12 protein-coding genes and 1 pseudogene are annotated in these 12,465 nt (G+C 66.8%); 4 read left to right on the top strand and 9 right to left on the bottom strand.

Annotated elements, in window-relative coordinates; all coding sequences use genetic code 11:
• Positions 1 to 38: 38 nt before the first annotated feature.
• The 4 genes from E3T19_RS12810 to E3T19_RS12795 form a co-directional block, all read right to left on the bottom strand.
• Complete coding sequence (locus tag E3T19_RS12810) at positions 39 to 401, bottom strand: RNA polymerase-binding protein RbpA (RefSeq protein ID WP_088456196.1); 363 nt, start codon at positions 399 to 401, stop codon at positions 39 to 41.
• Positions 402 to 519: 118 nt separating this feature from the next.
• Positions 520 to 1,272 (bottom strand): glycerophosphodiester phosphodiesterase family protein, encoded by a 753-nt coding sequence (locus E3T19_RS12805; RefSeq protein ID WP_240632459.1) that lies wholly within the window; start codon positions 1,270 to 1,272, stop codon positions 520 to 522.
• Positions 1,262 to 2,236: an SPFH domain-containing protein gene (locus E3T19_RS12800; RefSeq protein ID WP_370294274.1), complete on the bottom strand. Its 975-nt coding sequence runs from the start codon at positions 2,234 to 2,236 to the stop codon at positions 1,262 to 1,264. The genes E3T19_RS12805 and E3T19_RS12800 overlap by 11 nt, the downstream gene beginning before the upstream one ends.
• A 1-nt stretch (position 2,237) precedes the next feature.
• Positions 2,238 to 2,708: an NfeD family protein gene (locus E3T19_RS12795; RefSeq protein ID WP_088456195.1), complete on the bottom strand. Its 471-nt coding sequence runs from the start codon at positions 2,706 to 2,708 to the stop codon at positions 2,238 to 2,240.
• A gap of 93 nt (positions 2,709 to 2,801) precedes the next feature.
• Between E3T19_RS12795 and E3T19_RS12790 the strand changes: the two genes are divergently transcribed.
• A complete protein-coding gene (locus tag E3T19_RS12790; protein ID WP_088456194.1) occupies positions 2,802 to 3,560 on the top strand; it encodes an SDR family oxidoreductase in 759 nt (252 codons plus the stop codon).
• 9 nt (positions 3,561 to 3,569) lie between these two features.
• Here the strand turns inward: E3T19_RS12790 and E3T19_RS12785 are convergent, their stop codons facing one another.
• A complete protein-coding gene (locus tag E3T19_RS12785; protein ID WP_134409022.1) occupies positions 3,570 to 4,166 on the bottom strand; it encodes an HdeD family acid-resistance protein in 597 nt (198 codons plus the stop codon).
• Between the two features lie 140 nt (positions 4,167 to 4,306).
• Here E3T19_RS12785 and E3T19_RS12780 point away from each other — a divergent pair, with 140 nt between their 5' ends.
• Complete coding sequence (locus E3T19_RS12780) at positions 4,307 to 6,694, top strand: excinuclease ABC subunit UvrA (RefSeq protein WP_134409021.1); 2,388 nt, start codon at positions 4,307 to 4,309, stop codon at positions 6,692 to 6,694.
• 373 nt (positions 6,695 to 7,067) lie between these two features.
• On the opposite strand, the gene E3T19_RS12775 is transcribed toward E3T19_RS12780, so the two are convergent.
• Genes E3T19_RS12775 through dhaK form a run of 4 tightly spaced genes read right to left on the bottom strand, consistent with a single transcriptional unit; the run spans position 7,068 to position 9,836 of the window.
• Complete coding sequence (locus E3T19_RS12775; protein WP_134409020.1) at positions 7,068 to 7,388, bottom strand: hypothetical protein; 321 nt, start codon at positions 7,386 to 7,388, stop codon at positions 7,068 to 7,070.
• A gap of 54 nt (positions 7,389 to 7,442) precedes the next feature.
• Positions 7,443 to 8,183, bottom strand: a complete 741-nt coding sequence (gene dhaM / locus E3T19_RS12770; RefSeq protein ID WP_241980215.1) for a dihydroxyacetone kinase phosphoryl donor subunit DhaM — start codon at positions 8,181 to 8,183, stop codon at positions 7,443 to 7,445.
• A gap of 2 nt (positions 8,184 to 8,185) precedes the next feature.
• Positions 8,186 to 8,824, bottom strand: coding sequence for a dihydroxyacetone kinase subunit DhaL (dhaL, locus tag E3T19_RS12765; protein WP_088456190.1), 639 nt, complete (start codon positions 8,822 to 8,824; stop codon positions 8,186 to 8,188).
• A gap of 10 nt (positions 8,825 to 8,834) precedes the next feature.
• Positions 8,835 to 9,836 carry a dihydroxyacetone kinase subunit DhaK gene (dhaK, locus tag E3T19_RS12760; protein ID WP_103460016.1) on the bottom strand — a complete coding sequence of 334 codons (1,002 nt, stop codon included), beginning with the start codon at positions 9,834 to 9,836 and terminating at the stop codon, positions 8,835 to 8,837.
• A gap of 281 nt (positions 9,837 to 10,117) precedes the next feature.
• On the opposite strand from dhaK, the gene E3T19_RS12755 reads away from it, so the two are divergent.
• The gene (locus E3T19_RS12755; protein ID WP_240632492.1) at positions 10,118 to 10,831 is read left to right on the top strand and encodes an MIP/aquaporin family protein; all 714 of its coding nucleotides are present in this window, start codon (positions 10,118 to 10,120) and stop codon (positions 10,829 to 10,831) included.
• Between the two features lie 120 nt (positions 10,832 to 10,951).
• A pseudogene (gene glpK, locus E3T19_RS12750) lies at positions 10,952 to 12,449 on the top strand (glycerol kinase GlpK).
• Positions 12,450 to 12,465 lie beyond the last annotated feature (16 nt).

The following is a 12,465-nucleotide window of genomic DNA, read 5'->3' as shown; positions in this document are numbered from 1 at the left end:
AGGTGTGTGCGCGGGAGCCAGGCTGCCCGCTGAGCCGGTTACGCGCCGACTTTTTGGCCCCGACGCTGACGCAGGACCGCGAGGCGTTCCTCCAGCAGCTCTTCGAGCTCGGCCCGGGTGCGACGCTCCAGGAGCATGTCCCAGTGGGTGCGGGCGATCTTTTCGTCGGAGTGGTCGACGACCACGGGCTTCGAATCAACCAACCGGGTTGCGGTCTGGGAGCAGAAACGGCACTCCCACTCATCTGGTGCCTCGGCTTCGGCGGAGAAAATCATCACCGTCTCGCGTTCGCACGTTGCACACAAGTACGTGTGACTCACGCGTGGGGAAAAGGTCACGCCCTCTTCGCTCTGCAGGCTCTGTGAACCCAACCTCATGCCACGCAAACTACGATCTGCCATCGTGTGGTCTCCTCTCGCGATGCATTCTCAGTTCTAAACCATCAAGCTGTGCGTTATCTTTCCGTTACCGCCGATCTCGCGGGGATCTCTCAGAAACCGCCGCCTGTCGCAGACGGTTTCACCGCCGGGCGACCACATGGGCAGCGAGGTCGCATCGGTCGGTGACGAGACCATCCACGCCGAGCGCCAACAGCCGGGCCATCACGGCCGGGTCGTTGACGGTCCACACGTGCACCTCCACGCCGATGGCATGCATCCGGTTGATCACCCGCGGGGTGACGATACGCAGCCGTCCGGCCCGAACCGGAACCTGGATGGCGTGGACCCCGCGCAGGATGCGGGGGAGCGCCCAGTGCTGCCGGAGGCCGACCGCGGCCAGCATCAGGGCGATTCCCTGGGCAGACGCCGACGTCGCAGCTCCGGGGACGGCCCGGAGCACCCGACGTCGCCGGCTCTCAGAAAACGAGGTGAGGAGCACCCGGCGGGATGCGGCGGCGGCCCGGATGGCGCGCGCGGCGGGCAGCACGGCGTCGGCGGACTTGACGTCGATGTTGAACCTGGCGTCCGGGAAGGCGGCCAAGGCCTCCGCGAGCGAGCAATAGGTCTGGCCCGCGCCGAGGTCGACCCGGCTGAGCTGGGCCATCGTGAGAGCGTTCACGGCCGGGCCGTCATTCGGCAGGACCGGGTCGTGGCTGATCACGGCGACGCCGTCGCTGCTGGCGTGCACATCGGTTTCGAGGTGCGTAGCCCCGCCGACGATGGCCTGTAGAAAGGCGAGCAGGGTGTTTTCCGGCGCCTGCGTGCTCAGGCCCCGGTGCGCGAGGATCCGCGGCCCTGGCGGGGACAGGAAGGTCGTCAGGTCAGCGTTCACGATCGGGTCCCGGGGCCTCTGGGCCGATCCCGGCTGCGTCGGCGGGAGCCGGGTGGGAGCCGGCAACCGGATTCGGGCCGAAGGCCCGACCGATCCCCTTCATCGCCTCGGTCAGCTCGCTGGGCACGATCCAGAGCTTGTTCGCCGTGCCGTCCGCCAGCTTGGGCAGGGTCTGCAGATACTGGTAGGCGAGGAGCTTCGGGTCGGGGTCGCCGTCGTGGATGGCCTTGAAGACCGTGGTGATGGCCTCCGCCTCTCCCTGGGCCCGCAGCACGGCAGCCTTTGCCTGGCCTTCCGCCTGCAGGATCGAGGCCTGACGCGCGCCCTCCGCAGTGAGGATGGCGGACTGCTTGGTGCCCTCGGCCGTGAGGATCAGAGCTCGGCGGTCTCGTTCGGCGCGCATCTGCTTCTCCATCGAGTCTTGGATCGAGTGCGGCGGGTCGATGGCCTTCAGCTCCACCCGGCCGACCCTGATGCCCCACTTCCCGGTGGCCTCGTCCAGCACGATCCGCAGTTGCCCGTTGATGTTGTCGCGGCTGGTCAGAGCCTCTTCAAGGTTGAGCCCGCCGACCACGTTGCGCAGGGTGGTCGTGGTCAGCTGCTCGACCGCGCCGAGGTAGTTGGCGATCTCATAGGTCGCGGCGCGGGCATCCGTCACCTGGAAGTAGACGACGGTGTCGATCGACACCACCAGATTGTCCTCGGTGATCACCGGCTGCGGGGGAAAAGACACCACCTGTTCGCGCATGTCGATGAGCGGCCGCACCCGGTCGATGAACGGCACCAGGATGTTGAGGCCGGGCATCAGGGTCTTGTGGTACTTGCCGAGGCGTTCGACGACACCGGCACTGGCTTGCGGAATGATGCGGATGGTGCGCACAAGCACCACCACGACAAAGACCAGAACGACGATGATGAGGACCACAATGAAGATCTGGAGCAGGAGTTGATCGAGATTTGGCACGTTAATCGGTCCTTTCCTCGGGGACGACAACAGCTGTGGAGCCTTCGATGGCCGACACCAGGACCCGCTCGCCGGGATCGATGCGGGTCGGGGTCCGGTCGGGGGAGAGGCGGGCCGTCCAGGTCTCGCCGTTGTCGAGCCTGACCAGGCCGCCCAGTTCGGCGATGGTGGAGGACACCCGCCCTCCCATGCCGATCAGCGCGGCCACGTTGCTCGGTGGCACTGCCGCCGCGCTCTTGGCCATCAGGCGTAAGAGCACCGGGCGGATGAGCAGCAACAGCAGCACCGAGACGGCGCCGGCGACGAGGATCTGCACCCACCATTCCCAGCCGAGCAGGTTCGCTCCCAGCCCGGCGAGACTGCCGACGGCGATCATCAGGAAGGTGAAATCCAGGGTCAGCAGCTCGATGATGACGCAGACCAGGATGAAGACCAGCCATACGATCCACAGGTAGTCCGTCAAATCCACCATGTCGTCGCCCCTCTTAGCGTCGCTTGCAGATGACGCTAGCACTTGGAGGTGTTGGGCATGTTGGTAGTGTTTATCACCGTGAGCACACCTACGATGAATCCCCTCCAGCCCGGCAGTCTCTCGGGAAAGCGCATCCTCGTCACGGGCTCGTCCCGGGGGATCGGAGCCGACACCGTCGCCTACTTCGCCGAAGCCGGCGCGAAGGTCGTCATCAACTACCGCAACAAGGAAGCGCGCGCCACCAAGCTGGCCGACGCCATCCGCGCCGCCGGCGGAACCGCGATCACCGTGGCCGCCGACCTCACCGACGCGGAATCCGTCTCGGCCATGTTCGACACCATCCGCGCCGAGTACGGCGGACTCGACATCCTCGTGATGAATGCCTCCGGCGGCATGGAGTCCGGCATGGCCGAGGACTATGCCATGCAGTTGAACCGCGACGCCCAGGTCAACCTGCTCACCGCGGCCGTGCCGCTGCTCAGCGACGGCGCCCGCGTGGTCTTCATCACGAGCCACCAGGCGCATTTCGTCGACACCGCGTCGAACGTGGCCGTCTACGAGCCGGTGGCCCGCAGCAAGCGGGCCGGCGAGGACGCGCTCCGCGCCGTCATCCCCGAACTTGCCGAGGCCGGCATCGGTTTTGTCGTCGTCTCCGGTGACATGATCCAGGGCACCATCACGGCGGTCCTGCTCGAGCGTGCGAATCCCGGTGCCATCAGCGCCCGCCAGGATTCTGCCGGCAAGCTGTACAACGTCAGCGAGTTCGCCGCGGAGATCGTACTGGCCGCCGTCGAGCCGGTCCCGGCGAACAACACCCGCTACGTCGGCGACACCTCCGACTTCACCAGCTAGTACCGTCAGTCACCCGGCACTGACGCCCCGCCCGAAGGTGAACGCGCGCACCAGCTGGACGAGTCCCGAGATGATCAGCATGATGCCGCCGATCGTGACGAGGACGCCGATGGTCTGCACCGGGGCGAACAGCACGATCAGGCCCGCCAGGACGCCGACGACGCCGAGCAGGATTCCGGGCCAGCGGCTGGAGTCCGTGGTGTACTCCACCAGCGCCGCCACGCCCTCGACGATCCAGACGATGCCGACGACCAGTCCGAGAACGGCCAACGACCCCTCGGGGTTCCGGAGCGCCAGGATGCCCAGGATCAGCACCAGCACGCCGAGAACTATATTGAGCACCCGGCCGCCGGCGGCCGACCCGGTGCTGGCAACCCCGCGCGCGATCCTGACGACCCCGCTGATCACGAAATAGAGCCCGAACAACACCGCGATAACCGTGAGGGTGGCCTCGGTCCAGACCAGCAGGATCGCCCCGATGGCGATGGCCACCACGGCGCTGACCGCGAAGGCCACCCGGATGCCGCTTATCTCTCTGGCGCTCAGCTGCCGAGGGTCGATGGCGATGGCGAAGACTGCGCTGGTGGGTCCGGCGGTGTTGGGCATGGCGCCAACCTAATCCGATGCCGCTCCCACGGCTACGCGCCGTCGACCCGACAATCAAACTGCCCGGTGACCATGGCGATCCTCACGTATGCTCGAAGCTGGTCGACTGCAGAGCCCCGGCACCCATTCTTGGAGACACGATGAACGCTTCAGCCCCCACGGCCCCGCCGTCGTCCAACCAGGTTGCCGACAGCCACGACCTGATCCGGGTGCAGGGCGCCCGGGAGAACAACCTCAACGACATCAGCGTCGAGATCCCCAAACGCCGCCTGACCGTGTTCACCGGCGTGTCCGGCTCCGGCAAGAGCTCACTGGTGTTCAGCACCATCGCCGCGGAGTCCCAGCGGATGATCAACGAGACCTACAGCACCTTCCTGCAGGGCTTCATGCCATCGCTGGCCCGGCCGGATGTCGACCTGCTCAGCGGATTGACCACCGCGATCATCGTCGACCAGGAACGGATGGGCGCCAACGCCCGGTCGACGGTCGGCACAGCCACCGACGCCAACGCGCTGCTGCGCATCCTGTTCAGCCGGCTCGGCCAGCCGCACCTCGGCTCGCCGCAGGCGTTCTCCTTCAACGTCGCCTCCATCTCCGGCGCCGGCGCCGTCACCATCGAGCGAGGCGGCACCACGACCAAGGAACGGCGCAGCTTCAGCATCACTGGCGGAATGTGCCCGCGCTGCGAGGGTATGGGCACCGTGAACGACATCGACCTGACTCAGCTGTACGACGACTCCAAGTCGCTGAACGAGGGTGCGCTCACCATCCCCGGTTACACCGCCGAAGGCTGGGGCGTCAAGATCTTCACGGGCTCCGGCTTCCTCAACGCCGACAAGCCGATCCGTGACTACACCACGAAGGAACGGCACGACTTCCTCTACAAGGAGCCGGTCAAGGTGAAGGTCGGTGACATCAACATGACCTACGAGGGCCTGATCCCCAAGGTGCAGAAATCGTTCCTGGCCAAGGACCGTGAGGCCATGCAGCCGCACATTCGCGCCTTCGTGGACCGCGCCGTCACCTTCGCGACCTGCCCGGACTGCGGTGGCACCCGTCTCAGCGAGGGCGCCAGGTCGTCCCGCATCGACGGCGTCAACATCGCGGATGCCTGCGCCATGCAGATCAGTGACCTCGCCGCGTGGGTGCGCACCATTCACGACCCGTCGGTGGCCCCGCTGCTGGCGGCGTTGCAGCACCTGTTCGATTCCTTCACCGAGATCGGCCTGGGCTATCTGTCGCTCGACCGGCCGGCCGGCACCCTGTCCGGGGGAGAGGCGCAGCGTACCAAGCTGATCCGGCACCTCGGCTCGTCGCTCACCGACGTCACCTATGTCTTCGACGAACCCACCATCGGCCTGCACCCGCATGACATCCAGCGGATGAACGAGCTGCTGCTGCGCCTGCGGGACAAGGGCAACACCGTGCTCGTGGTGGAGCACAAGCCGGAGATGATCGCCATCGCCGATCACATCATCGACCTCGGCCCCGGCGCCGGCACGGCGGGCGGATCGGTCTGCTTCGAGGGCACCCTCGAGGGCCTCCGGGCCAGCGACACCCTCACCGGGCGCCACCTCGACTACCGCGCGAGAGTGAAGAAGGCCGTGCGCACGCCCACCGGTGCCCTGGAGATCCGTGGCGCGACGGAGCACAACCTTGAGGACGTCGACGTCGACATCCCACTCGGGGTGCTCGTAGTCATCACCGGCGTGGCCGGCTCGGGCAAGAGCTCGCTGGTGCACGGATCGATCCCCGCCGGCGCCGGCGTGGTATCGATCGACCAGGGCGCGATCCGCGGCTCACGCCGGAGCAACCCGGCCACCTACACGGGAATGCTCGAGCCGATTCGCAAGGCCTTCGCAAAGGCCAACGGTGTCAAACCGGCCCTGTTCAGCTCCAACTCCGAGGGCGCCTGCCCGAATTGCAACGGCGCCGGCGTGATCTTCACCGACCTGGGCCCGATGGCGACGGTCTCAACCACCTGCGAGGTGTGTGAGGGCAAGCGGTTCGACGCATCCGTGCTGGAATACCGGCTCGGTGGCCGCGATATCAGCGAGGTTCTCGCAATGTCGGTCACCGAGGCCGTGGCGTTCTTCGGCGCCGGTGAGGCCCGGATCCCGGCCGCGCACGCCATTGTCGTCGGCTTGGCCGACGTGGGGCTCGGCTACCTCAGCCTGGGCCAGACGCTCTCGACGCTGTCCGGGGGAGAGCGGCAGCGGCTGAAGCTGGCCATGCACCTGTCGGAAAAGGGCGGCGTGTACGTGCTCGACGAGCCGACGACGGGCCTGCACCTCGCTGACGTCGAACAGCTTCTCGGCCTGCTGGACCGGCTGGTCGATGCCGGCAAAACGGTCATCGTCGTTGAACACCACCAGGCGGTGATGGCCCACGCTGACTGGATCATCGACCTGGGTCCCGGCGCCGGTCGCGACGGCGGCCGGATCGTTTTCGAGGGAACTCCGGCCGACCTCGTCGCCGCACGGTCCACCCTCACCGGCCAGCATCTGGCGGCGTACGTCGGCGCCTGAGCCGATTTTCTTGACATAATATGCGTTGGGCTCGGGCCGCACCGTTTCAGCCGGAAGGGGTGCGACGACTGGTGCAACCGGAGTCGTCCTGCGGCGCCTTCGGGTTTCCGCACGCTCTCGTTCCGTGACTGGCGTGCGATCGAAAACCCTGCCGAGCCGACCCAGGCGGGCAGTGATGGGGATCTAGCCGGAGAGTTTCCAACGCCGGACGGACGAGGACCGACCCCGTTTTCCCGGGATGGAAATATGACCGATAATGCACATTATGTCAACAAGCGGAGATTGGACCGAGAATCAATCTCGGGTTGAGGGTTTCACAGCTCGTCGGCGATCCGCGTGACGACCGCCACCTGCGGTCGCACTCCGCGCAGACTCACTCCGGCAAGCCCTCGTCCGGGCGACGACGGATCACCATGCCGTATTCATTCACCGGCTCGAAAGCATCCCGGTCCCAGGCCCCGGGGTGCGGGACCGGGCAGTTCAACACGGTGTCATGTGCCGAGTGCTCGATGGTGTGCTCGGTCATCGGCCGGCCGCACACCGGGCACTGGGCCAGCCCGGTCGTCTCGGCCGCGTCGTAGGTGCCGACGGGCGGCGAGTCGAAGGCGGGCCGGAGTCGGTCTTCTACCCAGTCGAACAAGCGGTTCGCGCCCTTGCGGTGAGCCTGGGCCGAGGATTTATCATTCTGGACCATGGCCACAGCGTACGCCCCTGAAGCGCGCCCAGCCAACCAGCGGCTGCGCGGGAACTATTCTTCGCCGAAGCCGGTCTCGATCAACTCGGCCAGGGCGTCTACCGCCGCCCGCGATCGTTCGTCGGGTCCGGAGATCTCCACGCTCATCCCCCGGGTCAGTCCGAGCGACATGATGCCCAGCAGGCTGTGCGCGTCCTTGCCGTTCACGGACACTTCAGCGTCGAATTGGCTGGCGAGCTTCACGAAGTCGGCCGCCGGCCTGGCGTGCAGCCCGTCCCGGTTCCGCAAGGTCACCGTGCGGCTGACCGGTTGCGGCAGCTCCTCGGTACCGGCTGTGCCCGGTGCGGGCGGCGCGGCGTCTGCCGGTGCCGACCCGGCGCCACTGGCCGACTCGGCCGCCGCCAGCACCGCCGCGACGTCTCCCCCGATCTCGGCGGCCACGGCGGCAGACACGCCGCCCTCCACGAGCGGTGCGTCGGCGATGCGCACCCGTGCCCGCACCTCGTCGTCGAGGAAGTCCACCGCGGTTTCCGCGGTCAGGATGGCCGAGCCCAGGTCGCAGAGCAGCACGACGCCGCTGCCGTGGTCGGCTTCCTCGATGCCTGCCACGATTTTGTCGAAGCTGGTGCCGATGCCGCCGTCGTCCATTCCGCCCGCGGCCACCAGGGCGACGTTAGGGGCCATCTGACGGGCCAGTGTCACCAGACCGGATGCTATCTCGACGCTGTGTGAGACGAACACCACGCCGACGCGGGACGCTGCCACGCTCTGGTCAGCGTCGTTGAGGTCAGCCACGATCAGGACTGTGCGGCCGCATCGGCGCCGCAGCGCAGGATGAGCGCCGTCGACTGGGCGCCGGGGTCGCGATGGCCGATGGCCCGCTCCCCCAGGTAACTCGCCCGCCCCTTGCGGGCGACCCAGGGTTCGGTCGCGACGGCGCCGGCCTCGGCGGCGTCAGCGGCGGCGGCCAGGATCAGGCTGGGGCTGGCCCCGGCGGCTTCGGCCTCGACGGCCGCCTCCACTGCCGGGGTCCAGGCATCCACCATCGTCTTGTCACCGGATTCGGCCTTGCCGCGCAGCACGATGCCGTCCCGTCCGGCCGTGAGCAGGGCGACGACGGCCGGGCCGTCCAGTTCGGCGGCCCCGCTCACGGCGCCGGCGGCCTTGAGGTACGCCGTGCCGTAGAGCGGACCGGCCGCACCGCCGACGGTGGAAATGAGCGTCGCCGCGAGAGTCTTGAGCAGTTCGCCGGGCGTGGCAGCGTCGGCCAGCGCATCGAGCTTGGGCAGCACGGCCTGGAAGCCCCTGTCCATGTTCTCGCCGTGATCACCGTCGCCGATCTCGCGGTCGAGTGTGTTCAGCTCGGCGCGGTGCTCGGAGAGAACCTTCGCGCTGCTCCTGATCCAGGCCTGGGCCCATGCGACGTCTACGCTCATTCGGTCTTCCCTACTTTCCCCACCGCAGTGCGGCTGTGTGCACCGGAGCATCCCACAGGGCGGTCAACTCATCGTCGAGCTTGAGAATCGTGATCGACATGCCCTGCATCTCCAGTGATGTTGTGAAATTGCCGACGAGCGTGCGAGTCACCTCGATGCCTCGTTCGGCGAGAACTTCGGCGGCCCGTCGAAATACAATGTACAGCTCAACCTGCGGCGTCCCGCCCATTCCGTTGACGAAGAGCAGAACCTTGTCTCCGGATGCGTAGGGGATGTCGTCCAGGATCGGACCGAGGATCCGGTCGACGATGGCGTCGGCCGGTTCGAGCTTGATCCGCTCGCGCCCGGGCTCGCCGTGGATGCCGATGCCGATCTCGATCTCGTCGTCGGCCAGGGTGAAACTCGGCTCGCCGGCGTGCGGCACGACGCAGGGGGTCAGGGCCACGCCCATAGAGCGCACCTGGCCGATCACCTTTTCGGCGACGGTCGCCACGTTCGTCAGGTCATCACCGCGTTCGGCGGCCGCACCGGCGATCTTCTCCACGAGCACGGTGCCCGCCACTCCCCTTCGCCCCGCGGTGTACAGCGAGTCCTTCACGGCGACATCATCGTTGACGATCACCGTGCGCACCTCGATCTCATCGGCCTCGGCCAGATCCGCCGCGGTCTCGAAGTTCAGCACGTCGCCCGTGTAGTTCTTCACGATATGCAGCACCCCGGCTCCCCCGTCGACGGCCTTCGTCGCGGCCAGGATCGGGTCGGGTGTCGGCGAGGTGAACACGGCGCCGGGCACGGCGGCGTCCAGCATGCCCGACCCGACGAATCCGCCGTGCAGAGGCTCGTGCCCGCTGCCGCCGCCGCTGACGATACCGACCTTGCCGGCCACCGGCGCGTCGGCCCGCACGATGAACACCGGATCCAGCGAGACTCGCACGATATCCGCGTGCGCGGCACCGAAACCTGCGACGGCTTCGTCGACAACGTTCTTCGGGTCGTTGACAAGCTTTTTCATGACCATTCCTTCATTTCGTCGGGATCGATCGGCGCACGCTAGAGCGCCGGGCACGCAACTGTGCTCCGTGCCCAACCTACGCGCTGCCAACGGTCTCGGTAAGAGGCAGATGATGCAGCCCATCGGGACTATTTCGCTCACGCCCCGCCCGCGCTATGGTGACTGCGAAATCGCTCACCGCGAAGGGATTGCTCCGGTACTGCCGGCATCTCGCTACTACGAGAAAGGTCATCGTGGACAATATCGGTCTAGTGTTTTTGTCGGAGGTGCTGGGCACAGGGATGCTCACCCTCCTCGGTTGTGGTGTCGTGGCGAACGTGGCCCTGACGAAGAACAAGGGCTTCGGCGGCGGCTTCCTGATGGTGACCATCGGCTGGGCCTTCGCGGTCTTCGTCGGTGTGGTCGTCGCGTACAACTCCGGTGGCCACCTCAACCCGGCCGTCACCCTCGGCATCGTCGCATCGGGCTCCGACACCTTCGGCGGTGCTGCGGACGTCCCGGTGAACTTCCTTTCGACGCTCGTGTATCTGGCCGGCGAGTTCCTCGGCGCCTTCCTCGGCGCCGTGGTGGTCTGGCTGGTGTACAAGCAGCACTACGACGAGGAACCGGAACCGGCGAACAAGCTCGGTACCTTCTCGACCGGGCCGGCCATCCGTTCCTACGGCTGGAACCTCGTCACCGAGATCATCGGCACCTTCGTCCTGGTCTTCGTCGTGTTCGCCTTCGGTGGTTGGGGCCAGTCCGGTGACGTGGGGGCCGTAGCCGCCTTACCCGTCGCCCTCCTCGTTCTGGTCATCGGCGTCTCACTCGGTGGCCCGACCGGATACGCCATCAACCCCGCCCGTGACCTGGGCCCCCGGATCGCGCACTTCATCCTGCCGATCAAGGGCAAGGGGTCCTCGGACTGGGCCTATTCCTGGGTCCCCGTGGTCGGTCCCGTCATCGGCGGAGTCCTCGCGGGCTGGGCATCGCTGGTCTGGCTGCCCATGGTATGACCGTGGCAGGCCGGTCCCTCCCCGGACTGGCCTGCTTCGCTGTGCATCAGTCCACCTGAAAACCGCCACACGGTTTTATAGTCTGTTCAAGCCATCATGCAACGTACAAGGAGGTACACCATGGCTAAGTACGTACTCGCCATCGACCAAGGCACCACGAGTTCACGCGCCATCATCTTCGACCACTCGGGGTCCATCGTCTCGACCGGACAACTCGAACACGAGCAGATCTTCCCCCGCGCCGGCTGGGTCGAGCACAACCCGATGGAAATCTGGGACAACACCCGTGAGGTGATCGGCCAGGCGCTCTCCAAGGCCAACCTCACCCGGCACGACATCTCCGCTGTCGGCATCACCAACCAGCGGGAAACCGCCGTGGTCTGGGACCGCACCACCGGCAAGCCCGTCTACAACGCCATCGTCTGGCAGGACACCCGCACTCAGCCCATCGTCGACCGTCTCGCCGCCGACGGCGGCGTGGAACGGTTCAAGCAGAAGGTGGGCCTGCCACTGGCGACCTACTTCTCCGGCACCAAGATCGTCTGGATCCTCGAAAACGTCGAGGGAGCGCGGGCGAAGGCGGACGCCGGCGACCTGATGTTCGGCACCACCGACTCCTGGGTGCTCTGGAACCTCACCGGCGGCCTGGAGGGCGGCGTGCACGCCACCGACGTCACCAACGCCAGTCGCACCCTGTTCATGGACTTGGAGACGCTGCAGTGGGATGACGAGATCCTGAGCATCTTCAACGTACCGAAGTCGATGATGCCGGAAATCAAGTCCTCCAGCGAGGTCTACGGCACCNCTGCGCGAGGTGCCCATCGCGGGCATCCTCGGTGACCAGCAGGCCGCCACGTTCGGCCAGGCCGCCTTCGACCAGGGTGAGGCGAAGAACACCTACGGCACCGGTAACTTCCTGATCTTCAACACCGGCACCGACATCATCCACTCCAAGAACGGCCTGCTCACCACCCTGGGCTACAAGCTCGGCGACGCCGAACCGCACTACGCGCTGGAGGGGTCGATAGCCGTCACCGGCGCCCTGGTGCAGTGGCTGCGCGACAACCTGGGCATGATCACGTCGTCTGAGGAGATCGAGACGCTGGCCGCCACGGTCGATGACAACGGCGGCGCCTACTTCGTGCCGGCGTTCAGCGGCCTGTTCGCGCCGTACTGGCGCGCGGATGCCCGCGGCGCCCTGGTGGGACTGACCCGGTTCGTGAACAAGGGCCACATCGCCCGGGCGGCGCTGGAGGCCACTGCCTTCCAGACCCGCGAGGTCCTCGACGCGGTCAACGCGGACTCCGGGGTGCCGCTGACCGAGCTCAAGGTCGACGGCGGAATGATCAAGAACAACCTGCTGATGCAGTTCCAGGCCGACATCATCGGTGTGCCGGTGATCCGCCCGGTTGTGGCGGAGACCACCGCGCTCGGCGCCGCGTACGCGGCAGGCCTGGCGGTGGGCTTCTGGAGCACCCTGGACGAGCTGCGGTCGAACTGGCAGGAAGACAGCCGCTGGACACCGAAGTTGAGCGCAGACGAGAGCGCCCGGCAGTTGCGGAACTGGAAGAAGGCCGTCACCAAGACCTTCGACTGGGTCGACGAGGACGTGCTCTAACCGTCAAACCGCCGTG

It is taken from the genome of Cryobacterium sp. TMT4-31 (assembly GCF_004403385.1).
Classification (GTDB): domain Bacteria; phylum Actinomycetota; class Actinomycetes; order Actinomycetales; family Microbacteriaceae; genus Cryobacterium; species Cryobacterium zongtaii.
The sequence above is the reverse complement of the archived record's forward strand: the minus strand, read 5'-3'. Positions and strand labels throughout refer to the sequence as shown.